Origin of the sequence: Amycolatopsis sp. NBC_01307, assembly GCF_035975215.1 — a bacterium.
Taxonomy (GTDB): Bacteria; Actinomycetota; Actinomycetes; order Mycobacteriales; family Pseudonocardiaceae; genus Amycolatopsis.
Genome location: NZ_CP108403.1, coordinates 10,106,195 through 10,127,854 on the forward strand (window position 1 = coordinate 10,106,195; position 21,660 = coordinate 10,127,854).

22 protein-coding genes are annotated in these 21,660 nt (G+C 72.2%); 7 read left to right on the plus strand and 15 right to left on the minus strand.

What is annotated here, in order from left to right; all coding sequences use genetic code 11:
* The gene (locus OG439_RS45585) at positions 1–864 is read right to left on the minus strand and encodes an SDR family NAD(P)-dependent oxidoreductase (protein ID WP_326946543.1); all 864 of its coding nucleotides are present in this window, start codon (positions 862–864) and stop codon (positions 1–3) included.
* 397 nt (positions 865–1,261) lie between these two features.
* Here OG439_RS45585 and aspS point away from each other — a divergent pair, with 397 nt between their 5' ends.
* From aspS to OG439_RS45600, 3 genes are all read left to right on the plus strand, one after another.
* On the plus strand, positions 1,262–2,497 hold the full coding sequence (gene aspS, locus OG439_RS45590; RefSeq protein ID WP_326946544.1) for an aspartate--tRNA(Asn) ligase: 1,236 nt from the start codon (positions 1,262–1,264) through the stop codon (positions 2,495–2,497).
* Positions 2,498–2,507: 10 nt separating this feature from the next.
* Entirely contained in the window at positions 2,508–3,341 is an 834-nt protein-coding gene (locus tag OG439_RS45595) for an SCO6745 family protein (protein WP_326946545.1), read from the plus strand.
* A 64-nt stretch (positions 3,342–3,405) separates the two neighbouring features.
* Entirely contained in the window at positions 3,406–4,161 is a 756-nt protein-coding gene (locus OG439_RS45600) for an SDR family NAD(P)-dependent oxidoreductase (protein ID WP_326946546.1), read from the plus strand.
* Here the strand turns inward: OG439_RS45600 and OG439_RS45605 are convergent.
* On the minus strand, positions 4,158–4,565 hold the full coding sequence (locus tag OG439_RS45605) for a VOC family protein (RefSeq protein WP_326946547.1): 408 nt from the start codon (positions 4,563–4,565) through the stop codon (positions 4,158–4,160). The genes OG439_RS45600 and OG439_RS45605 overlap by 4 nt on opposite strands.
* A gap of 23 nt (positions 4,566–4,588) precedes the next feature.
* Positions 4,589–5,125 (minus strand): CGNR zinc finger domain-containing protein, encoded by a 537-nt coding sequence (locus tag OG439_RS45610; protein WP_326946548.1) that lies wholly within the window; start codon positions 5,123–5,125, stop codon positions 4,589–4,591.
* A gap of 100 nt (positions 5,126–5,225) precedes the next feature.
* Here OG439_RS45610 and OG439_RS45615 point away from each other — a divergent pair, with 100 nt between their 5' ends.
* Entirely contained in the window at positions 5,226–6,077 is an 852-nt protein-coding gene (locus OG439_RS45615) for an alpha/beta fold hydrolase (RefSeq protein ID WP_326946549.1), read from the plus strand.
* Positions 6,078–6,244: 167 nt separating this feature from the next.
* Here OG439_RS45615 and OG439_RS45620 read toward each other — a convergent pair whose 3' ends face one another.
* From OG439_RS45620 to OG439_RS45640, 5 genes are all read right to left on the minus strand, one after another.
* Positions 6,245–6,646, minus strand: coding sequence for a hypothetical protein (locus OG439_RS45620; protein ID WP_326946550.1), 402 nt, complete (start codon positions 6,644–6,646; stop codon positions 6,245–6,247).
* Complete coding sequence (locus OG439_RS45625) at positions 6,646–7,464, minus strand: heavy metal-binding domain-containing protein (protein WP_247061439.1); 819 nt, start codon at positions 7,462–7,464, stop codon at positions 6,646–6,648. The genes OG439_RS45620 and OG439_RS45625 overlap by 1 nt, the downstream gene beginning before the upstream one ends.
* A gap of 9 nt (positions 7,465–7,473) precedes the next feature.
* Positions 7,474–8,271 (minus strand): heavy metal-binding domain-containing protein, encoded by a 798-nt coding sequence (locus tag OG439_RS45630; protein WP_326946551.1) that lies wholly within the window; start codon positions 8,269–8,271, stop codon positions 7,474–7,476.
* A gap of 123 nt (positions 8,272–8,394) precedes the next feature.
* Positions 8,395–9,105 (minus strand): heavy metal-binding domain-containing protein, encoded by a 711-nt coding sequence (locus tag OG439_RS45635; protein WP_326946552.1) that lies wholly within the window; start codon positions 9,103–9,105, stop codon positions 8,395–8,397.
* Positions 9,106–9,107: 2 nt separating this feature from the next.
* A complete protein-coding gene (locus OG439_RS45640; RefSeq protein WP_326946553.1) occupies positions 9,108–10,133 on the minus strand; it encodes a carbohydrate kinase family protein in 1,026 nt (341 codons plus the stop codon).
* Between the two features lie 116 nt (positions 10,134–10,249).
* Between OG439_RS45640 and OG439_RS45645 the strand changes: the two genes are divergently transcribed.
* Positions 10,250–10,999, plus strand: coding sequence for a DeoR/GlpR family DNA-binding transcription regulator (locus OG439_RS45645; RefSeq protein ID WP_326946554.1), 750 nt, complete (start codon positions 10,250–10,252; stop codon positions 10,997–10,999).
* Positions 10,996–12,288 carry a 6-phospho-beta-glucosidase gene (locus OG439_RS45650; RefSeq protein WP_326946555.1) on the plus strand — a complete coding sequence of 431 codons (1,293 nt, stop codon included), beginning with the start codon at positions 10,996–10,998 and terminating at the stop codon, positions 12,286–12,288. Before OG439_RS45645 ends, OG439_RS45650 begins: the two co-directional genes overlap by 4 nt.
* On the opposite strand, the gene OG439_RS45655 is transcribed toward OG439_RS45650, so the two are convergent.
* Both OG439_RS45655 and OG439_RS45660 read right to left on the minus strand, forming a co-directional pair.
* Entirely contained in the window at positions 12,268–12,993 is a 726-nt protein-coding gene (locus OG439_RS45655; RefSeq protein ID WP_326946556.1) for a nucleotidyltransferase domain-containing protein, read from the minus strand. The two genes, OG439_RS45650 and OG439_RS45655, sit on opposite strands and share 21 nt — an antisense overlap.
* A 10-nt stretch (positions 12,994–13,003) precedes the next feature.
* Complete coding sequence (locus OG439_RS45660; RefSeq protein WP_326951786.1) at positions 13,004–13,711, minus strand: SDR family NAD(P)-dependent oxidoreductase; 708 nt, start codon at positions 13,709–13,711, stop codon at positions 13,004–13,006.
* Positions 13,712–13,937: 226 nt separating this feature from the next.
* Here OG439_RS45660 and kstD point away from each other — a divergent pair, with 226 nt between their 5' ends.
* Positions 13,938–15,671: a 3-oxosteroid 1-dehydrogenase gene (kstD, locus tag OG439_RS45665; protein ID WP_326946557.1), complete on the plus strand. Its 1,734-nt coding sequence runs from the start codon at positions 13,938–13,940 to the stop codon at positions 15,669–15,671.
* On the opposite strand, the gene OG439_RS45670 is transcribed toward kstD, so the two are convergent.
* The 5 genes from OG439_RS45670 to OG439_RS45690 form a co-directional block, all read right to left on the minus strand.
* The gene (locus OG439_RS45670) at positions 15,668–16,696 is read right to left on the minus strand and encodes an LLM class flavin-dependent oxidoreductase (protein WP_326946558.1); all 1,029 of its coding nucleotides are present in this window, start codon (positions 16,694–16,696) and stop codon (positions 15,668–15,670) included. The two genes, kstD and OG439_RS45670, sit on opposite strands and share 4 nt — an antisense overlap.
* Positions 16,697–16,740: 44 nt before the next feature.
* Positions 16,741–17,910: a Glu/Leu/Phe/Val dehydrogenase dimerization domain-containing protein gene (locus OG439_RS45675; protein ID WP_326946559.1), complete on the minus strand. Its 1,170-nt coding sequence runs from the start codon at positions 17,908–17,910 to the stop codon at positions 16,741–16,743.
* Positions 17,911–17,930: 20 nt separating this feature from the next.
* Complete coding sequence (locus OG439_RS45680) at positions 17,931–18,518, minus strand: TetR/AcrR family transcriptional regulator (protein WP_326946560.1); 588 nt, start codon at positions 18,516–18,518, stop codon at positions 17,931–17,933.
* Between the two features lie 32 nt (positions 18,519–18,550).
* A complete protein-coding gene (locus OG439_RS45685) occupies positions 18,551–19,378 on the minus strand; it encodes a hypothetical protein (protein WP_326946561.1) in 828 nt (275 codons plus the stop codon).
* Between the two features lie 551 nt (positions 19,379–19,929).
* Positions 19,930–21,633: a TIGR03086 family metal-binding protein gene (locus tag OG439_RS45690; RefSeq protein ID WP_326946562.1), complete on the minus strand. Its 1,704-nt coding sequence runs from the start codon at positions 21,631–21,633 to the stop codon at positions 19,930–19,932.
* Between the last annotated feature and the right edge of the window lie 27 nt (positions 21,634–21,660).

Sequence of the window (21,660 nt, forward strand, 5' to 3'; positions counted from 1 at the left end):
TCAGTTCCGCGCGAGGCGGCTGAAGTCCCGCTGCGTGGCGTCGTCGGCGTCGGTGCGGCGGGACGTCTCGGCCCACGCGTCGATCTCGGCGATCTTGGCCTCGTCGGTGGCGCGGATCAACATGACCGCGTCGGAGCCCAGCGGCAGCCGCAGCGGCGGCTCGGCCAGGTCGGCCAGCTCGGTGATCACGCGGCCGGCCTTGGCCGGGTCGCTGGTGGCGAGCTGCTCCGGGCCGCGGATGTGCTCGATCATCGGGTTCAGCACCGGCCCGTAGGCCGCGCTCGGCTCGACGAACGACATCGACGAGCCGGCCCAGTCGGTGCGGATCCCGCCCGGCTCGACGATGGTCACCTTGACGCCGAACGGCTTCATCTCGTTGGCCAGCACGCCGGAAAAGCCTTCGACGCCGTGCTTCGCCGCCGAGTAGGCGGCCAGGCCGACTCCCGGCGCGATCCGGCCGCCGACGGTGGAGATCTGGATGATGTGCCCGTGGCCCTGCTCGCGCAGCACCGGGATCGCCGCGCGGGTCACCGTCACGACGCCCATCAGGTTCGTCTCGATCTGGGCGCGGAACTGCGCCGCCGGGGTGTCCTCGATGGACCCGAAGTCGGCGTAACCCGCGTTGTTGACGACGACGTCGATGCGGCCGAACCGCTCGACGGCCGCGGCGATGGCCCGGTCGGCGGCGGCTTCGTCGGTGACGTCGAGTGCGACGGCCAGCGCGCGGTCCGCGGGCAGGTCGCCGAGGCTGCGCGGGTCGCGCGCGGTGGCCACGACGGAGTCGCCCCGCTCCAGGGCGGCGTCGACGATCTCCCGGCCGAGGCCGCGCGACGAGCCGGTGACGAACCAGACTTTGCCGGTCATGGGGTGTCCCTTTCTGACTGAATACTCATTCAACAGGGACGGTAGGCCTGCCTGCCAAGACTGTCAATTGAACGTTCATTCAATAGTGGCGTGACGTCGGCCACGCCCGAAAATGCCGTGCGCGCTGCGCCGCGGCCGGGCTAACCTCCCGGCCAACGCGCTGATGGAGCCGAGTAGCCCCGGGAGCGCACGGGTCCAGAGAGCCGCCGGCAGCTGGGAAGGCGGTCCCGTGCCCCGCGGTGAAGACCCTCCGGAGTGCGGGGAGGAAAAGCCCCGCCGGCCGGCCCCCGTCACGGGCCACGAGAGGCCGTCCCCGGACGGTGAAAGTGCGGTGGCACCGCGAGTTCCCTTATCGCCCGCACTCCCAAGGGGTCACGTCGCCTGCGAAGGGCCCACGATGATCTCCCGCTGTTTGACCGCCGACCTGCCCCGGCACGTCGGCGCCCACGTCCGCGTCGCCGGGTGGGTGCACCGCCGTCGCCGCCTGAAATCCGTCACGTTCCTCGTGGTCCGCGACCGGTCCGGCACCGCGCAGGTCGTGCTGCGCTCCGACGTCGTGCCGCCGCCGGAGGAGACCGTGGTCGAGGTGCGCGCGACTGTGACGGTGAATCCGCGCGCGCCTGGCGGCGTCGAGCTGACGTCGGCGTCAGTGGTCCCGTTGTCGGAACCGGCGTCGCCACCGCCGTTCGACCTCTACCGGCCCGCGGTTTCGGCGTCGCTGCCGACGATCCTCGACCACGCGCCGGTCGCCCTGCGGCATCCGCTGCTGAAGGCGCGGTTCGCGGTGTCCGCGGCCGCCGTCGCCGGGTTTCGGTCCACTTTGGACAGACTCGGCTTCACCGAGACGCACACGCCGAAGATCGTCTCGTCCGCCACCGAGTCGGGTGCGAACGTCTTCGGCGTCGACTACTTCGGCCGCCGCGCCTACCTCGCGCAGTCGCCGCAGTTCTTCAAGCAGGCGCTGGTCGGGGTGTTCGAGCGCGTCTACGAGGTCGGCCCGGTCTTCCGCGCCGAGCCGCACGACACCGCGCGTCACCTGGCGCAGTACACCAGCCTCGACGCCGAACTCGGGTTCATCGAAGACCACCACGACGTCATGGCCGTGCTGCGGGAGGTGCTCGCCGGGATGGCCGGGTCGGTCGCTTCGCTCGGCGTCGCCGTCCCGGAGGTGCCCGCCGAGATCCCGGAGCTGCACTTCGCCGACGCCCAGGAGATGCTGGGGAAGGACGAGCCCGACCTGGCGCCCGCCGACGAGCGGTGGCTGTCGGACTGGGCGGTGCGCGAGCACGGGTCGGAGTTCCTGTTCGTCACGGGCTACCCGATGACGAAACGGCCGTTCTACACCCACCCGGACCCGGCGCGGCCCGCGTACTCGAACAGCTTCGACCTGCTGTTCCGCGGCCTGGAGCTGGTGACGGGCGGCCAGCGGCTGCACCGCCACGCCGACTACGTCGCGGCGCTCGGCGGTGAGGTCGCGGACTACGGCGACTACCTGGCGGTGTTCGCGCACGGCATGCCGCCCCACGGCGGTTTCGCGCTGGGCCTGGAAAGGTGGACGGCGCGGCTCCTCGGAGTCGCCAACATCCGGGAGGTCACGCTGTTCCCGCGCGACCTGCACCGGCTGACCCCGTGAGGAGCACACGATGACGTTGCCCCGCCGGTTGTGGGCCGCGGTGGAGCCGTTGCACGCGGTCGTCTACTTCGCGCCGGAGACGGCGGCCGCGGCGAAGGCCGTCGGCCTGCGCGGCTACTGGATGGGCTACTTCGCCGGCCGGCTCGCCCCGCTGGGCCCGATCGGCCCCGCGGCGGCGACGTCGGTGTTGTTCGGCTTCGCCCCGGCGATGGTCGCGCGGGCGCTGCCGGACGCGTGGTCGTTCGCGTCGCCGTCCGACGTCCTCGAGGCTCGGGTTTCCGCGGTGGAGAAGGCGTTGTCTCGCGTGCTGCCCGCCGTCGACGAGCTGGCTTCGCTGCTGGAGCGCGCGGCGGACGCGTGCCGCTTCGACGGGCGGCCGCTGGCGGCGGCGTGGTCGGCGGTGCCGCGGCCGTCCGGCGGGCCCGGCCGGCTGTGGCTGGCGTCGACCATCCTGCGTGAGCACCGCGGCGACGGCCACGTCCTGTCGGCGGTCCACGCGGGCTTGTCGGGCCTGGAGACCACGCTGACCCACATCGGCGACGGCGTCATCGGCCGCGGCGACGTCCAACCGCACCGCGGCTGGTCCGACGACGACTGGGACACGGCGGTCGACCGCCTGCGGGACCGGGGCGTGCTCGACGCCGCGGGCCACCTGACGCCGTCGGGGTCGGCGTTGCGCCGCGGCATCGAGGAGGACACGGACCGGCTGGCGTCGGCACCGGTCGAGGCGCTCGGCGAGGAGGGGGTGGCGCGGGTGCTGGAACTGGCGGTCCCGCTGAGCCGCGCGGTGATCGACGCGGGCCTGGTACCGGTCCCGAACCCGATGGGCGTCCCGCGGCCGTGAGTCGTCGATTCCGGGTGCGCTCGTTCGACGCAGGGGCGAACGCACCCGGACATCGGAGGTACTCATGAGCTTGCTCGCGGGCAAGAACGCCATCGTCTACGGCGGCGCGGGGCGGATCGGCAGCGCCGTGGCCGGTGCTTTCGCCGAAGAAGGCGCGCACGTGTTCCTCGCCGGGCGGACGCTGTCCCGGCTCGACGCGGTCGCCGAGCGGATCAGGGCGGCCGGCGGTTCGGCCGAGACCGCCGTCGTCGACGCGCTGGACGAGTCGGCCGTCGACGAGCACGCCGACGCCGTCGCCGGCCAGGGCGGGATCGACGTCTCCTTCAACCTCATCAACCACGGCGATGTGCAGGGGACGCCGTTGATCGACATGACCCTCGCCGACTACGAACAGCCCGTTGTGACCGCGGTGCGGACCACCTTCCTGACCGCCCGCGCCGCCGCGCGGCACATGGTGAAGCAGCAGTCCGGCGTGGTGCTCTTCTTCGGCGGCGAGGGTGATCCGATGCGCGAGTTCGCCGTCGGCGGGTTGCAGGTGGCGTTCCACGCGCTCGAGGCCATGCGCCGGCAGATCGCCGCCGAGCTGGGCCCGTACGGCGTGCGCGCGGTGACGCTGCGGACCGGCGGCATCCCGGAGACGCTCCCCGCGGACTTCGCGGCCCGCCAGGTCGTGACGGACAGCATCACCGGCCAGACGATGCTGGGCCGCGCGGCGACCCTGGCCGACGTCGGCGCGGTGGCGGCGTTCGTCGCGTCGGACCGGGCGCGGTCGATGACGGCGTCGACGGTCAACGTCAGCTGCGGTGCCCTGGTCGACTAGCCGCGGGCGGTGATCTGCTGGATCGCCCACTCGTTGCCGTCGGGGTCGGCGAAGAACACGAAGCCGACGTTGTTCAGGTCGGCCTTGCCGTCCCAGGGGCCCGCGCCGACGACCTGGATGTCACCGACGTCGACGCCGCGCTCGACCAGCGTCGCGTGGGCTTTCGGCAGGTCGCCGACGACCAGCTGGAGCCCCTTCATCGAGCCCGGCGGCATGTCCGGCACGGCGCCGCGGCCGAACACGACCGAGCAGCCCGAACCCGGCGGGGTCACCTGGACGATCCGGACGCCTTCGACGGGCGCGGTGTCGTGGTCGAGGTGGAAGCCGAGCTTGTCCGTGTAGAAGGCCTTCGCCCGGTCCACATCGGACACCGGTACCACGATCACTTCGAGCGTCCAGTCCATGGTGCGTCCCTTCGTCGGCGGGCTCACACGGTACGCCGCTCGACCACCAGCTGCTGGTGCCGCGCCGCGCGGACGCGGTCGCCGCACGTCGTGGAGCACCAGCGGCGGCGGGCGTGCTCGCGGAGGTAGAACCGGACGCAGCCGTGGGCCTCGCACGGGCGCACCAACCGGCCCAGGTCGCCGCCGGCGACGTCGATCGCGTCGCGGGCCAGGGTCGCGACGGCTTCGTCGACGCTGCCCGGCCGGGTGCTGCGCCACTCGCGGCGCGGGCCGGCGGCCCAGGTGAGCTGCGGCGCGGCGGCGTCGGTGCGGGCGGCCGCGTTCACCGCGTCGACGGCGGCCGCGGCCGGCGCCCGGTCCTCGGCCAGCGCGGCCAGCAGCTCGCGGACCGCCGTGCGGAGGTCGGTGAGCGGGGTGACGTCGGCCACCGACGTCACCCGGAGCCCGCGCGCGTGCAACCAGGGGAGCGGGTCGTCGAGGTCGTCGACGTCCCCGACCCGCTGGGTGTTGACCAGTGCCAGCGCGAGCGAGAGCTCCTCGCCGGGTGCCGCAGTGACCACGTTCGCCTCCCGAGTCCGGGCTCCAGTTTCCCCGACCGTTGACAGCGTACCGCGTCTCATGGATAAATGAAGAAGTAAACATGAGACGCGAGGAGCAACCATGACCGCCGTGCACCACCGCCACGCCACCGTCGCCGGCCACCGGCTCTTCTACCGCGAGGCCGGGCCCGCCGAAGCACCCACGATCGTGCTGCTCCACGGCTTCCCGACGAGCTCGCACATGTACCGGCACCTGATCCCGGCGCTGGCCGATCGCTACCACGTCATCGCGCCGGACTACCTGGGCGCGGGCGCCTCCGACGCGCCGCCGGTCGGCGAGTTCACCTACACCTTCGACGCGCTCGCCGAGCTGACGCAGGGCCTGCTCGACCAGCTCGGCCTGACCCGGTTCGCGCTCTACATCCAGGACTTCGGCGCGCCGGTCGGCCTGCGGATCGCCACGGCGAACCCGGACCGCGTCACGGCGATCGTCACCCAGAACGGCAACGCGTACGTCGAGGGCCTCGGTGAAGGTCTCCCGCAGAAGCTGGCCGCCGGCACGCTGACCGGCGAGGACCTGCGCGCGATGGTCACCCTCGAGGCGACCAAGGGGCAGTACCTCGACGGTTCACCGGACGCGGAGCTGGTCAGCCCGGACGTCTGGATCCACGACCAGGCGCTGCTCGACCGGCCGGGCGCGGCGGAGATCCAGATGGCGCTGCTCGCGGACTACCACCACAACATCGGCCTGTACCCGAAGTTCCACGAGTACTTCCGCACCAGCCGGGTGCCGGTGCTCGCGGTCTGGGGCGGCAACGACGGAATCTTCATCGCCGACGGCGCCCGCGCGTACGCCCGCGACCTGCCGGACGCGGAGATCCACCTGCTCGACGCGGGCCACTTCGCCCTGGAGACACACCTGGACACGATCGCCGGCTACATCCGCGGCTTCCTGGGCCGGGTACTGAGCTGACACCCGGGTACTGACACCGAGGTGCTGACGCCTGAGCGCTAGCGCCCGGATGCTGGCGCCCGAGCGCTGGCGTGGCGCCCGGTTCTGTCGTACCCCGCGGCTAGGCTGTGTATTCGGGGGTGCTCATCCCGCCCCCGACACAGCTTCCCTTGCGCGGCAAGGACTTCTCAGCCGCCGAGGAGGCGTGAGAGCGCGTCCCGGGCTTTCGCGTCCTTCTCGGCCAGCGTTGTCAGCTCCTGGGCCAACGCCGCCAGCCAGTCGTCGACCGCGGCTTCCTTGCGGCTGATCACCACGCCGCGCACCACCTGGCGGATCTCCGCCGCGACCCCGCCGTGCTTGCCCGCGCTCAGCACCAAAACCCGGTCCGGGGTGGTCACCTGCACCGAGACTACCTGCCCGTCACGGCCCGCGACGCGGTCGGCGAACGTCTTGCGCCGCGTCACCTCGACCATGCCCGGCGGGAGCGCGTCGCCCAGTGTTTCCGACAGGACCCGGTGGTAGGACTCGACGTCCGCGCGGTCCGTGCGCAGTGCCGCCACCAGCAGGTGGAACTCCAGCTCGGCGCCCATCAGTCGGTGAGGGGCAGCACGAGCTGCGGCTTGGCGATGTGGTGGTCCTCGCGCAACGGCTTCACCGCGGTGCCGATGGCGAAGAACTCCGTCGTGTGCCCGCCCCAGCGGTGCGGCAGCGACAGCAGCTGCACGCCGACGATCCCTTCCGCCTCAAGCTGTTCCGCCTCGGTCTGCATCCGCGACATCGCGAGCTCGCGCGCGTCGTAGAGCGCTTCGGTGTACTGCGGGATCTCGACGTTCTGGCCGATGTTGCCCATCATCTGCCGGAACCGCTGGTGCGCGATGTGGTAGACGCAGGTGCCCATCACCATGCCCAGCGGCGCGTACCCGGCCTGCACCAGCGTCCAGAAGTCCTGCCCGGACAGGTCCGAGGTGAACGGCTTCCCGGTGTTGTTGCGCCACTGCCCGGGTTCGTCGGCCTTCACCGCGGTGCCGACGGCGATGAACTCGGCGAGGTCGCTGCCGAACTCCTTGAACTCGATCTCGAGCCGGACCGCGACGATGCCGTCCGCGCCCAGCACGTCCGCCTCCGCCTCCATCCGGGACATCGCGAGCTCGCGGGCGTGGTACATCGCCTGGGAAAGCCGGTCCAGCTCCTGGTTCTTGCTCCACCGGCCCATCTGGAACCCGACGTGGTAGATGCTCGACCCGAGCACCAGCCCGAGCGGCCGGAACCCGGCTTCGCGCACGAGCAGGAACTCGTTGACGCTCAGGTCCGACGTGAACAGGCTGGTCTTCTGGCCCGGTCGCATCTCGGCGAGCCGGCGCATCGCATCCTCGGGGATGTGCTGCCCGGCGGGGTCCGCGGTGGTCACGAAGCCTCCTCAGGAACGGTTCAACGGAAGGATCTTGAGCGCGCTGGTCGGGGCGGCGCGCCCGGTGTGGAAGCGGGCGATCGCGGTGCCGGTGACGGACGCGATGCCGGCCATCGCGACCTCCTGCACGGGCCAGGTCCGCAGGGTCATGCCGGAGACGATGCCGCCGTCGGCGCCGGCGTCGCGGATCGCGCGGGCGAACTCGGCCCGCGCGGCGGCCCGGACCTCGGTGACGACCCGCGTGGGCGCGTCCACTTCGGTGTTCCCGGCCCAGGTGGTCGTCTGGTACTGCATGTTGTAGTCGTACTGCGCGCGCCCGGCGATGCCGACCGCGAGACGCACCGGCACCCAGCCCGCCTGCATCAGCTTGCCGACGTCCTGGCCGGGCAGGTCGGTGGTGAACAGCCGCCGCGGCCGCTGCTTCGTCTCCGCGCGCACGGCGGTGCCGAGGGCGACGAACTCCTCCATCACGCCGTCGAGCGAGGTGACGGTGAACCCGATGCCGAGCACGCCGTCGGCGCCCAATGCGGTCGCCTCCTGGGCGAGCCGGTCGAGCGCGGTCGAGTAGCCCTGCCGCAGCATGCCGGAGATCAGCTTGACCTGGTCGTCGGCGAAGACGGCGGTGCCGGCCCAGCCGACCTGCTGCACGACGCAGCCCATCACCTCGCCGACCGCGGTGAAGCCGGCGATTTCCGCGCCGACCGCACTGGGCACGCTCATCAGCGACGTCTTGAGCCCGGACGCGGCGTAACGCTCGACGCGGGCCCGCGCGACGGGAGGCAGGCCACGACCGTCCCACTCGGGCACTTCGGACCTCCTTCGGCCGGCTTCTCCCGCCATCGTGGCACGGATCCGCACCCGGGGCGGCGGAGCCGGGGTGATCAGTCCGGAAGCTCCCGGTTCAGGGGAAGGATCTTTGCGTGCGCCTGGTCAGCTGCGGCGGTCCAGCGGCAGCACGGCCAGCGCGTCCCGCGGTGCCGGACCGTCACCGCAGCGGGCGATCGCCGTGCCGAACACGCCCGCCACCGCCGCCGCGCCGGTGCGGCCGAGGGGCCACGCGCTCAGCGTCGTCGCCGACACCAGGCCGCCGTCCGCGCCCGACAGCCGGACCGCCTCCAGGAACTCCGCGCGGGCCGTCGCCCGCACGCGCGTCACCAGTTGCGTCGGCGCCGCGATCTCCCGGGCCGGGCGGTCCGGCATCGCGAGGTCGTAGACCGTGCCGCCGTCGAGGCCGATCGCCAAGGTCACCGGGACCCAGCCCGCCGGCAGGAGTTTCGCGACGTCCGGGCCCGACAGGCTCGTCGTGAAGACCCGGCCCGGCCGCTTGCCGCCGGTGGCGCGGACGGCCGTGCCCAGCACGACGAACTCCCGCGTCCGGCCGGCGCGGGTCACCGTGCACCGGATCGCCAAGACGCCGTCCGCGCCCAGGGCCCGGGCTTCCGCGCGCAGCCGGTCCAGTGCCGTGGCGTACCCGCGGCGCAGGCACGCCGCGGGGTCGTCGACACCGGCGTGCTCGACGACGCAGCCCATCACCTCGCCGATCGGCCGCAGCCCCACCGCCTCGGCGCCGACCGCGCCCGGCACCGTCAGCAACGACGTCCGCAGCCCGGACGCGGTGTAGCGGGCGGCGCGGTCCGGCACGGTTACCCCCAGCCGTCCTCGGTGCCGAAGCCGAGCGTCACCGGCCCGCGCCGGGAGGTGCCGGTCTCGGTGTCGGCGGGTAGGACCTCGTCGAGGAACGCGTAGTCGCGGCGCCGGGTGCGCGCGTGCCACTGGGCGATCTCGTGCCAGCCGGGCGCGGCGAGCGCGCCGCCGAAGTGCTGCACCGACAGGCTCGCGGTCAGGCACGCGAACCGCAGCCGGTCCGCCAGCGACCAGCCGGTCAGCGTCGCGGCGACGAACCCCGCGCCGAAGACGTCGCCCGCGCCGGTGGCGTCGAGGACGTCGACCGGCAGCGCGGGCACGTCGGCCGTCTCGCCGGTGGTGCTGTCGACGGCCAGCACACCCGCGCCGCCGCGGGTGATCACGGCGATCGGCACGAGGTCGGCGAGTGTCGACAGCGCCGCTTCGGGCGTGTCCGTGCGGGTGTAGCGCATGGCCTCGATGTCGTTGGGCAGGAACGCGTGGCAGCACGCCAGCTGGTCCAGCAGCGCCCGCGACCACGCCTCGGACGGGTCCCAGCCGACGTCGGCGAACACGAGGCTGCCGGACTGGTGCGCCGTGTGGACCCAGTCGGCGGTGTCGAGCCCGATGTGGGCGACGGTCGCGCGGCTCGACGGCGGCGAGCCGGCCAGCTCCGCGACGGGCACGGGCGGCGGGTGGCCGTGGGTGACCATCGCGCGGTCGCCGGCGTAGGCGAGTGAGACGGTGACGGGGGAGTGCCACTGCGGGAACCGACGCGAGCGCGAGAGGTCGATGTTCTCCTGCCGCGAAAGGACGTCCCAGCAGTAGCGGCCGTAGACGTCGGTGCCGAACGCGGCCGCCAGCGACGTCCGCAGCCCGAGCCGGCTCAGCGCGACGGCGAAGTTCGCGATCCCGCCGGGCCCCGAGCCCATGCCGCCCGTCCACACCTCTTCCCCTGGTGCGGGCGGCTTTTCCAGACCGGTGAAGACCAGGTCGAAGAACAGCAGACCGGACAGGAAGACGTCGACGTCGGGTTCAGCCGTCACGGGCGCCTCCAGAGCTGCGCAAGCTTGCGCACGAGACTGCTTGAGTCACGCAGATTTCGCAAGACCTGCGCAAACTCGTCCGTGTGGTGAGCAGGTTTGACTGCTATCGTCGCCGGATGCTGCCCCAGCGCCGCTACGACCTGATCCTGCGGACCCTGCGCGTGGAGGGGCCGGCGCCGGTCGGTGTGCTGGCCGAGCGGCTCGGCGTCAGCCCGGCGACGGTGCGGCGCGACCTGGTGCACCTCGATCGCGAAGGCCGGCTGACCCGCGTTTACGGCGGCGCGGTGGCGTGCGCGGACGACGACGAGCCGTTCGCGCAGGTCGCCGCGGAACGCGCCGACGACAAGGAAGCCGTCGCCCGCCGCGCGGCCGCGCTGGTCGCCGACGGCGACACCGTGCTCCTCGACATCGGCACCACCGCGCACCGGCTGGCCCGGCACCTGCGTGACCGCGCCCTGACCGTGATCACCAGCAGCCTCGCCGTCTACGAAGAGCTGAAGGACGCCGAAGACGTCCAGCTCGTGCTGCTCGGCGGGGTGGTGCGCCGCAGTTACCACTCGATGGTCGGGTTCCTCACCGAGGACGCGCTGCGCCAGGTGCGCGCCGGCACCGTCTTCCTCGGCGCGAGTGGCGTGCGGTGCGACGGCCAGGTGATGGACTCGACCGTCGTCGAGGTGCCGGTCAAGCGGGCGATGGTCGCCGCGGCCGACCGCGTGGTGCTGCTGGCCGACGCGGGCAAGTTCCCCGGCACCGGGCTCGCCAAGGTCTGCGGGCCGGAGGCGCTCGACATCGTCGTCACCAGCGCGGGAGCCGACGAACCGACGTGCGTGGCGCTCGGCGAGGCCGGCGTCGAGGTGCTGCGATGAGGCTCGCGCTGCTCGGCGGCGGCGGGTTCCGCGTCCCGCTGGTGCACGGCGCGCTGCTGGCCGGGGGCGAGATCACCGAATTGATCCTGCACGACGTCGACGCCGGACGCCTCGCCGCGATCGAGCGCGTCCTCGCCGAGCAGGCGGCCGGTGTCCCGGGCGCGCCGCGGGTGCGCACGACGACCGATCTGCGTGCCGCACTGTCCGATGTGGACTTCGTGTTCTCCGCGATCCGGGTCGGCGGGATGCGCGGCCGGCGGCTCGACGAGCAGGTCGCGCTCGCGGAAGGCGTGCTGGGGCAGGAAACCGTGGGTGCGGGCGGGATCGCGTACGGCCTGCGGACGGTCCCGGTCGCCGTCGCGCTCGCCCGCACGATCGCCGAGGTGGCGCCGCGCGCGTGGGTCGTCAACTTCACGAACCCGGCCGGCCTGGTCACCGAGGCGATGGCCGGCGTGCTCGGCGGCCGGGTGATCGGCATCTGCGACTCGCCGGTCGGGCTCTGCCGCCGGGTGGCACGCGCCCTCGGCGTCGACCCGGCGGCCGCGCGGTTCGACTACGCGGGCCTGAACCACCTGGGCTGGCTGCGGGCCGTGCACGTCGGCGGCGAGGACGTCCTGCCGCGGCTGCTGTCCGATGTGGACGCACTGGAGTCGTTCGAGGAAGGGAAACTCTTCGGCGCGGACTGGCTGCGTGCGCTGGGTTCCCTGCCGAACGAGTACCTGCACTATTACTACTTCACCCGCGAAGCCCTCGGTGTCGAGTCACGCGGGGCTTTCCTGCTGGAGCAGCAAAAGCCGTTCTACGCGGAGCCGTCGCTAGCGTCGTGGGACCGGACGCGGCTGGAGCGCGAAGAGACATACATGGCCGAGACGCGCGACGGCGAACGCGAGGACCTCGAGGGTGGCGGCTACGAGAAGGTCGCGCTGGCGCTGATGCGCGCCCTCGCCGGCGGCGAGCGCGCCACGCTGGTCCTCAACGTCCGCAACGGATCCGCGCTCCCGGGCGTCCCGGCCGACGCCGTCGTCGAGGTGCCATGCGTGGTGGACTCGGAGGGCGCGCGGCCGATCGGCGCGGGGCCGTTGCCGGACCACGCGCTGGGCCTGGTGACGGCGGTGAAAGCCGTCGAGCGGGCGACGATCGAAGCGGCGACGACGGGTTCGCGCGAGGCGGCGCTGCGGGCGTTCGCGCTGCACCCGCTGGTCGACTCGGTGTCCGTGGCGCGCCGGTTGCTCGACGGTTACGTCGCCGCGCACCCGGAACTCGCGTACCTAGGAAGCCAGCGCACGTAGCAGCGGAGCCAGCCGTCCGGCCAGCTCGGCGTCGACTTCCTGGATCTCGGTGATCAGGAGCCCGATGACGGCGCGGAAGGCCCGGCCGAGGTCGTCGAGCCCGCGCACCAGGGTTTCCTCGAACGGCGTGGTGACCGCGGCGGGCAGCCGGTCGAGCCCGCGGCCCTCGCCCGCGGGCAGGTCGTGCCGCACGCAGGCCAGGGCGAGGGCGTGGTCGCGAACCCGGCCGATCATGTACTCGGCCTGCCAGTGGCGGCCGCGGGCGATGCTCGACCGCGCGTGCAGGGCGTGCAGCCAGGCCAGGTCGACCAGCCGCCGCGCGTCCGGCGGCGGTGCTTGCTCGCGCTCGTTCGCGGTGCCGAACAGCAGCCGGAACTTCGGCGTCGTCGCACCGAAATCCGCCTCGGGCCAGAACGCCAGATCGACCTGAAGCGTGTTCTCCAGCAGGAACACCCGGAAGACGGTCCGCTCGAACACGACGTCCATGTGGTGCCGCGCGCCGTGCTCGCGGTACATCAGCGCGGTGAAGTCCGCGAGCACGGGCTCGGGCGCGGCCGTCTTGAAGGCGAGGTCGATGTCGGACCAGGCGTCTTCGGCGTCGAGCGCCCCCGAGCCGGTGAGCGCGGCCCCGGTGACGCGGTCGTCCGCGCGGGCCGCCTCGATCAGCTTGTCCCGCAAGCGGTTCCGTTCCGCGGAGGTGTACATGATCGCCAGGCTAAACCGCCAGCGCGTTGAACTCCGCTTCGGCCTCGTCGCGCTCGGTGTGCAGGCGCCACGCCCGCTCGGCGATGTCGTCGGGATCCAGCGTGCCCGGCATGGAATCCGGGGCCTGCTCGGTGAACATCCGGTGGATGTCGCCGCGTTCGATCACTCCGCCGATCGTGAGGGTTCCGGCGTAGACGCCCTGGTCGCGCACGGCCGCGTTGAGGGTCAGGACGTACATGCGCAGCGCCGCCGCCGCGGGGGCGAAGCTGCCCAGCAGCGGGATCGGGTACTTGCCGCTGATGCCGCCGGCGAACAGGAGCGAGCCCGTGCCGCGTTCCAGCATGCGCGGCAGCACGGCCTGGGTCAGCTGCGCCGCCGGGAGCACGATCGACTCGAACGGCACGCGCAGGTGGTCGGCGCCGGCTTCGGTGAGCGGTGCGATGGCCGAGCCGACGCCGAGGTCCGCCGGGCCGAAGTAGGCGGTGTCGATCTCGCCCGCGTCGGCCGTGATGCGGGCGAGGACGGCGTCGACCTGGGCTTTGTCGGTGACGTCGGCGATGTAGGTGTGCGCGGTGACGCCGGCTTCGGCGAGCGACGCGCGGTAGGTCGCGTGCCGCGCGTCGGTGCGTGAGACCAGCGCCGTCGTGAAGCCTTCGCGGCCGAACCGGTGCGCGATCGACAGGCCGAGCCCGGGACCGACACCCAGGACGGCGAGCACTTTCGACAAGAGGACCTCCTCGGAAGAGAACTTGAGACTGCTCTCAAGTTAGCCAGAAGATGAGGAGGCCGTCAACTTAGGGGCCGGTGCGCCGAATGTCGTCAACGGTTGGCGCCACCGGTCCATTCGAGACGGTGACGGCTGCTCCAAGCGGGTAGAACATGTTCCAGTTTCCGGCCGGTACCGACACCATGACGTTCGCCGTTCCGCGAGCGAGGAGTGCGCCATGGATGCCGACCTGACCCGCCGCCAGATCCTGCGCGGCACCGCGGCGGGCGTGGGTTTCGCCGTGACCGCCGGAATCGCGGGGGCGCCGGCCGCCGGGGCGACGCCGCTCGTGGGGGAGTACGACGTCGTCGTGGTCGGCTCCGGCGCGGCCGGGATGACCGCCGCGCTGACGGCGGCCAAGCGCGGGCTGAGCGTCGTCGTGGTCGAGAAGGCGCCGACGTTCGGCGGGTCCGCCGCGCGGTCCGGCGCGGGCATCTGGATCCCGAACAACCCCGTGCTGCTCGCCGCCGGCGTGCCGGACACCCCGGCGAAAGCCGCGCAGTACCTCGCCGCCGTCGTCGGCCCGGACGTGCCGGCCGCGCGGCAGGAAGCGTTCCTGCGCAACGGACCCGCGATGATCGCGTCCGTCATGGCCAACAGCCCGCTGCGGTTCCGCTGGATGGAGGGTTACAGCGACTACTACCCGGAGCTGCCGGGCGGCCTGCCGAACGGGCGGTCCATCGAGCCGGACCAGTTCGACGGGAACCTGCTGGGCGCCGAGCTGGCGAACCTGAACCCCGCGTACCTCGCGACGCCGGCCGGGCTCGTCGTGTTCAGTGCCGACTACAAGTGGCTGAACCTCGCCGCGGTCAACGCGAAGGGGGCCGCGGTGGCCGCCACGTGCCTCGCGCGGGGGACGGCCGCCGCGCTCGCGGGGCAGAAGCCGCTGACCATGGGGCAGGCGCTGGCCGCCGGGCTGCGGGCCGGGCTGCTCGCCGCGAACGTCCCGGTGCTGCTGAACACCCCGCTCACCGACCTGAACGTCGAAAACGGCGCGGTCACCGGGGTTCTGGTGCCCCAGGGGCTGATCCGCGCGCGGCGCGGCGTGATCGTCGGCTCGGGCGGCTTCGAGCACAACGCGGCCATGCGCGCGCAGTACCAGCGGCAGCCGATCGGCACGGCCTGGACGGTCGGCGCCAAGGAGAACACCGGCGACGGCCACCGCGCCGGTCAGCGGGCCGGCGCCGCGCTAGACCTGATGGACGACGCGTGGTGGGGTCCGGCGATCCCGACCCCCGGCGACCCGTACTTCTGCCTGGCCGAGCGAACCCTGCCCGGTGGCCTGATCGTCAACCAGGCCGGGCAGCGGTTCGTCAACGAAGCCGCGCCCTACAGCGACGTCGTGCACACGATGTACGACAAGAACCCGTCGGCGCCGGACATCCCCGCGTGGCTCATCGTCGACCAGAGCTACCGCAGCAAGTACCTGTTCCGCGACATCCTGCCGCTGCTGCCGTTCCCGGACGCCTGGTACAGCGCGGGCGCGGTCTTCAAGGCGTCGAGCATCCAGGCGCTCGGCTCGGCGATCGGCGTGCCGGCGGCGGCGCTGAAGTCCACAGTGGACCGATTCAACGGCTTCGCGTGGGCGGGCGTCGACCGCGACTTCCGGCGCGGCGCGAGCGCGTACGACCACTACTACACCGACCCGCTGGTGCTGCCCAACTCCTGCCTCGCACCGCTGTGGGCGCCGCCGTTCTACGCGCTCAAGCTCGTCCCGGGCGACCTGGGCACGAAGGGCGGCATGCGCACGGACGCCCGGGCACGCGTGCTGCGCCCGGACGGCTCGGTGATCCCCGGTCTCTACGCCGCCGGCAACGCCAGCGCGGCCGTGATGGGCCACAGCTACGCGGGCGCGGGCTCGACCATCGGCCCGGCGATGACGTTCGGCTACATCGCCGCGAACGACGTCTAGAACTCCTTTTGCACCAACGGAAGCACCTCGGTGCCGAGCAGCTCGACGGCCTTCATGACGTCTTGGTGCGGCACGCCCGACCAGTCCATCTGCAGCGCGTACCGATCGGCGCCGGTGAGCTTGCCGACGGAGATCAGCCGCTCGGCGATCTCCTGCGGGCTGCCGACGAACAACGCCTGCGCGCCCTGGGCGTACGTGTCGTACTCGGCGCGGGTCGGGATCGCCCAGCCGCGGGCCTTCGCGCCGTACTTCATCGTCTCGAGCCAGTACGGGTAGAACTTCTCCTTCGCGTCCTGCGAGTTCGGCGCGATGAGCCCGATGGCGCTCATCGTGACGTGCAGGTCTTCGCGCTGGTGCTCGCCCGCTTCGCCGGCCTGGCGGTAGAGGTCGACCAGTGGCGCGAAGCGCTCCGGACGGCCGCCGATCACGGCGTAGACCACGGGCAGGCCGAGCAGGCCCGCGCGGATCGACGACTCGGGGTTGCCGCCGGTGCCGACGGAGATCCGCAGCCGCCGGCCGTAGGGCCGGGGGAGGATCCGCACGTTGTCGAGCGGCGGCCGGAACTTGCCGGACCAGGTGAGCGGGTCCTCGCGGTCGATCCGCAGGAGCAGGGCGAGCTTCTCTTCGAAGAGCTCGTCGTAGTCGCCGAGGTCGTTGCCGAACAGCGGGAACGACTCGGTGAACGACCCGCGCCCGGCCAGCAGCTCGGCGCGGCCGTGGCTGAGCTGGTCGAGGGTCGTGAACTGCTGGTAGACGCGCACCGGGTCCTCGGTGCTCAGCACGGTCACGGCGGAGCTCAGGGTGATCTGGTCCGTCACGCTCGCGGCCGCGGCCAGCACCGTGGCCGGGTTCGAGATGGCGTACTGGTCGAGGTGGTGTTCGCCGAGGCCGTAGAAGGACAGGCCCAGCTCGTCGGCGAGCTTGATCCGCTCGAGGGTGTTGGCCAGCTGCTGGGCCACGGACACCTGGTCACCGGTGCGGGGGTCCGGCGGCCGGTCGCCGAAGCTGTAGATACCGAGTTTCATAGAGCGTTCAACTATCTTTCGGTCCGATTCGTTCCCGGGGTGGGTCACCCGAACCTCGCCTGGATGGCTTCGAGGTTCTTCTCCGACAGCGCCAGGGCGGCGGCACGCAGGCCGAGGCCGTCGCGTGCTGCCCGCTCGGCCGTGCTCGTCACCAGCTCGCGCATGCGGCTGCGGACCTTGGCGAAGGCCGCATCGGCGTCCGCCTCGACGTCACCGAAGAGCGTCCACCACCACCAGGAGTTGGTCGCCGAATTGGCGACGAAGTCCGGCACGACCCGGATCCCGCGTGCGCCGAGCAGCTGCTCGGCCTCCGCCGTCACCGGCATGTTGGCCGCTTCGACGACGAGCTTCGCGCCGATCCGGGCCTGGTTGCCGGCGTCGACACAGTAGGAGACGGCCGCGGGCACGAGCACCTCGGCCGGCACGTCCAGCCACGCTTCCGGCGGCCGCAGCTCGTCGCCGGGCTTCAGGTGGTCGCGGTCGATGCCGCCGAACCGGTCCCGGTGCCGAAGCAGGTTCTCGACGTCCAGGCCGTCCGGGTTGGTGACGACCCCGTGGACGTCCGAGACGCCGACGACGTCGAGCCCGGCCTCGGCGAGGAACCGCGCGGTGGCGCCGCCCATCGAGCCGAAGCCCTGGACGACCACCCGGTTCGGGCCGTCGAGGCCCAGCACTTCGAGACCGGTCAGCGTGGCCTGTGCGACGCCGAGGCCGCCGACCAGCTCGTCGAGGCCCAGGCCGCCAACCTCGATCTTGAACGCGGCCGCGAGCCGTTCGACCGCTGTTTCCCGGTCTTCGAGCAGCGGGTAGATCGCCTGGATCGAACTCTGCAGGCCGATTTCGGTGATGACGCTGTCGATGACGTCCTGGCGCAGGCCCAGGTCCTCGCCCAGGGTCCAGTACTGCTCGATCAGCGGCCGCATGGCGTGCAGGTAGCGGGCGACGACGCCGCGGGCCCGCTCGTCGTACGGGTCGAAGTCGATGCCGCCCTTGGCGCCGCCGAGCGGGACGTACCGGCCGGCCGGGTCGTAGTTGAGGCCTTCCTTGAGCGTCATGCCCCGGGCCAGGCCGCGGACCTCGGACAGCGTGCAGCCGCGGCGCATCCGCAGCCCGCCGCTGGCGACGCCGCGGACCAGCCGGTCGATCACCAGGTAGCCGCGGCACTCGGTGCCGGGGTCGGTCCACGTCACCTCGAGGAACGCGGGTTCGGTCATCACCCCTCCTGATCGGTGAGTCAGTTACGGCCCAGTTCGAGGGTCATGGCCTGCTCGATCCACCGGGCGCAGTCGTCGGCGGTGACGGTGCCTTCGCGGGCGACGACCTGCATGGCCAGCCCGTCGAGCAACGCGGTCAGCCGCCACGCGGCGCCGTGCGGGTCGGGGCACCGGAACTCGCCGGCCCCGACACCCTCGGCGATCAGCGCGACGACGGCGTCGCGCCACCGCAGGTCCAGCCGCTGCAGGACGGCGCGCAGCTGGGTGTCGCGCATCGCCGCGGCGCCCGCCTCGATCCACAGTTTCCAGCCGTGCGCGGGCTCGGTGGGGCCGTACAGCGCCAGGACGGCCCGCAGTCGTTCGCCGGCCGGGCCGCCGCGGTCGAGTTCGCCGCGCAGGACCGCGAGGTTGGTCTCGGCGGCCTGCCGGAAGGCCTCGATGATGAGGGTTTCGAGGGTGCCGAAGTGGTAGAAGATCAGGGCCGTGCTGACGTCGAGGGCTTTCGCGACGTCGGCCGCCCGGACCCCGGCGATGCCCCGCGCGCGGACCTGTTCGAGCGCGGCAAGGACGATTTCTTCCCGCCGCACCGACGCCGACTTCCGCGCCATGCGGCTCACCGTACCGCCTGCTGACCGATCGGTCAGTACCGCAGTTCGGTGATCAGCGTCCGCAGCCACGACCCGGCCATCGCCGGCTCCCCGGTGACGGCCCGGACGAGCTGCTCCCTCGTCCGGGCCTGCCGGCCGGCGTCGACCAGCGCGAACGCTTCGGCCAGGGCACTCCGGGTGGCTTTCCCGCGGTCGGGGGACCGGACGCTCTCGTCGGTCCACCGCTGCCGCGGGAACGACGGCGTGAGTTTCGGTTGGTGGTCGCCGAAGTAGTACCAGACGTCGCGGTCGAGCGAAACGTTGCGGACCGCGGCCGCCGGCAGCTCGGCCGGCCAGCCCGCGTCTTCCCGCCACCGCCAGGACAGGTTGCGGGGCGTCACGCCGAGGAACCGCAGCTTCCGCCGGATCACCGGCCAGGCCTCCCGGTCTTCGACGATCCAAAGGCGCAGCTGCCGGTAGAGCTCGGTGAAGGTCTCGCCTTCGTGGACGAGGTCGACGAACACCGTGGGCCGCGTGCCCCGCGCCAGCCGGTACGGCGTGATGCCGGCGGCCGCGAGGTGCTCCCGCAGCAGCGTGGTGTCGTGTTTCGTGAAGTCTCGCAGTGGTTTCAGGGACATCGGCAGCTGGTGGACGCGGTCGTGCCAGGAGGTGCGTTCGAGGGCCCCGCCGAGGAGGTCGTGCATGCTGTCGAGCGAGCGGCCCACGAAGTGGAGCTCGCCGTTTCCGCAGCGCGCCAGCACCTTCCCGGTGGCTTCGGTGAGCTGGGGGAGGAACCAGAGGTGCGGTTCCCGGGCGTGGTCGAGGAGCGTCCGGACCTGGTCGGGACGCACGAGGTCCCAACGGAAGGGCCGGTTCGTCATGGCTCGAGGTTAGGATCGCGGTTCCTTGCGGGGCAACGGATTTTCGCGTGGTCTCGGTGGGGTTGTTCATGGTGATCCCGGGTGGTGGTTGGTCCACTGTGGAATTTGTGGCGGCCGGTGGGGCGTTGGTTGCGTGGAGGGTGGTTGCCGCCGCGAGCCGGTTGAGCTTGGGTTTCGAGGGACGCCGTGGCGGGGCGGTGGTGGGGGTTGGCTGCCGGCTGAGTGGAGAGGTGCTGTGCAGGACGGTGTTATCGGGGTGGCCGCCGTTGCGAACTGGTGGGGTTTGGCTGCCTGAACGCAGCTTGCGGCGAGCAGGTGATGGCTGCTGGCCGTCAGTTTGCGAGCTGGATTGCTTGTGGCAGTCGGTTTGATTGCTGCGGCCGGTGGCGCTGATGTTGCCGTCGGCTGGGGGCGTGGCTGGAGAGCCTTGCGTGGTCTCGTGGTGCTTGGCCTCAGCCGGGGGCGGCCGCTGCGGCGAACTGGTCGGGTGCCGCTGACTGAGGGGTGCTGTGGCGGGGAGGGTCTCGACCCCGCGGCGGTGAGATGGCGCGTTAGGCCGTCCAGTGGGGGTTGCGGCCCAGGTGCCTCAGCAGCGTCGACACCGCGTCGTCTTCGGTCAGTGCTGGTAGGGCTGGGGCGTAGGCGAACCCTCGCAGTGGCTCGGCCAGTTCCTTGGCCACCGGCAGCAAGGCCTCCGCCAGTTCGGGTGTCAGCAACGACTTCCGGCCCGTTGCCGTTGCGATGTCCCAGGCGTGGACCGCTGCGTCGAGGGCTGCCGCGCCGACCGCTACCGGGGCCGGCAGTGCGCCCTGGGGGAGGGGTGTCGGGACCGCGGTGGCGTCGGGGGTGATCGTCGCGAACGCGGCCTTGGCCGCCGCCAGTTTGGGTTCCAGGTAGGCGCTCGGCGACTCGGTGAGGGTGCCCGACGGGGCGAACGGGTTGAAGTCCGGGCCCGGCTCACCCGTGATGAATGCCGCGTAACCCAGCTGGTCGGCCGCCGCGTGTTGCAGGACCTGGGTGATGTTCCAGTCCGCGCACGGGGTCGGGGCCGACCAGTCCTTGACGCCTTCGATTGCCGAGCGCAGCGCGGCGTGGGCCTGGTCCAGGACCGGCCACGGGCGGGAAAGGCCGGCGAAGAACCGGCGGATGTCGGCGACCAGGATCTCGGGGGCCTCGTGTGCCGCGTAGTGGCCGGCGGCGTCGCGTGGGCCTCCGCCGTTGCCGGTGCCGGCGTCGTAGCTGTTCCAGCTGACGATGTTCGCGTGGTCGCGGTCGGCGAACCGGCGGATCGACTGGAAATCGCCCTTGAACATCGCCAGCGCCGTCGGGACCGTGGTCGGCTCCGCGGGGTGCGACGGCCTCTGCGCGTCCTCGTAGTAGAAGCGGATCGACGAGCCGGCCGTGCCTGTCAGCCAGTACAGCGCGACGTTCGCCAGGACGAAGTCGGCGCCGAGGCTTTCGCCGAACAGCTGCGCGTTCCACGCCAGCAGGGCCAGCGGCGAGTCGGCGAGCGCGAACGCCAGCGTGTGCGGCTGCTGGCTGTGCAGCTGGTTGAAGGAGAACATGTTCTCGTAGAACCACTGCAGGTGCGCCAGCCCGGCCTGGTCGGCCGCGCTCAGGTCCACCATCTCCGCCGGGTCACCCGACGGAAACGAGTACAGCTGCGTGACGTGCACGCCGACGACCTTCTCCGGCGCGAGCCTGCCGATCTCCGGCGAGATCATCGAACCGGCGTCGTTGCCCGCCGCGCCGTACGACTCGTAGCCCAGTCGGCTCATCAGCTCGGCCCACGCCGCCGCGGTGCGGTGCGTGCCCCAGCCCGCGGACTTCACCGGGCCCGAGAACCCGAAGCCCGGCAGCGACGGGATCACCAGGTGGAACGCCGGCGCCTCGGGTGACTCCGGCTCGGTCAGTGGGCCGATGACGTCGAGGTACTCGGCGACCGACCCCGGCCAGCCGTGCGTCAGCACCAGTGGGGTGGCGTCGGCGCGGGACGACCGGACGTGCAGGAAGTGGATCGTCTCGCCGTCGATCTCGGTCGTGAACTGCGGATACGCGTTGAGCCGCGCCTCGAAGGCCCGCCAGTCGAACCGCTCCAGCCAGTGCTCGGCCAGCGCGCGAACCCGCTCGTTCGTGACGCCGTACCCGGCCGGCAGGTCGTCCGGCCAGAGGGCGCGCTGGAGCCGCGCCCGCAGGTCGTCGAGGGCGGACTGCGGGATCTCGGCGCGGAACGGGCGAAGGGTGGGGACCGTCATGACTGCTCCTCGATGACTGGAACGGAA

Coding starts and splice junctions, on each gene's coding strand:
- kstD (WP_326946557.1), top strand. CDS start 13,938: ATGGATGCCGACCTGACCCGCCGCCAGATCCTGCGCGGCACCGCGGCG.
- OG439_RS45620 (WP_326946550.1), bottom strand. CDS start 6,646: ATGGGCGCCGAGCTGGAGTTCCACCTGCTGGTGGCGGCACTGCGCACG.
- aspS (WP_326946544.1), top strand. CDS start 1,262: ATGATCTCCCGCTGTTTGACCGCCGACCTGCCCCGGCACGTCGGCGCC.
- OG439_RS45675 (WP_326946559.1), bottom strand. CDS start 17,910: ATGACCGAACCCGCGTTCCTCGAGGTGACGTGGACCGACCCCGGCACC.
- OG439_RS45615 (WP_326946549.1), top strand. CDS start 5,226: ATGACCGCCGTGCACCACCGCCACGCCACCGTCGCCGGCCACCGGCTC.
- OG439_RS45645 (WP_326946554.1), top strand. CDS start 10,250: ATGCTGCCCCAGCGCCGCTACGACCTGATCCTGCGGACCCTGCGCGTG.
- OG439_RS45685 (WP_326946561.1), bottom strand. CDS start 19,378: ATGACGAACCGGCCCTTCCGTTGGGACCTCGTGCGTCCCGACCAGGTC.
- OG439_RS45670 (WP_326946558.1), bottom strand. CDS start 16,696: ATGAAACTCGGTATCTACAGCTTCGGCGACCGGCCGCCGGACCCCCGC.
- OG439_RS45585 (WP_326946543.1), bottom strand. CDS start 864: ATGACCGGCAAAGTCTGGTTCGTCACCGGCTCGTCGCGCGGCCTCGGC.
- OG439_RS45605 (WP_326946547.1), bottom strand. CDS start 4,565: ATGGACTGGACGCTCGAAGTGATCGTGGTACCGGTGTCCGATGTGGAC.
- OG439_RS45650 (WP_326946555.1), top strand. CDS start 10,996: ATGAGGCTCGCGCTGCTCGGCGGCGGCGGGTTCCGCGTCCCGCTGGTG.
- OG439_RS45595 (WP_326946545.1), top strand. CDS start 2,508: ATGACGTTGCCCCGCCGGTTGTGGGCCGCGGTGGAGCCGTTGCACGCG.
- OG439_RS45680 (WP_326946560.1), bottom strand. CDS start 18,518: ATGGCGCGGAAGTCGGCGTCGGTGCGGCGGGAAGAAATCGTCCTTGCC.
- OG439_RS45690 (WP_326946562.1), bottom strand. CDS start 21,633: ATGACGGTCCCCACCCTTCGCCCGTTCCGCGCCGAGATCCCGCAGTCC.
- OG439_RS45655 (WP_326946556.1), bottom strand. CDS start 12,993: ATGTACACCTCCGCGGAACGGAACCGCTTGCGGGACAAGCTGATCGAG.
- OG439_RS45600 (WP_326946546.1), top strand. CDS start 3,406: ATGAGCTTGCTCGCGGGCAAGAACGCCATCGTCTACGGCGGCGCGGGG.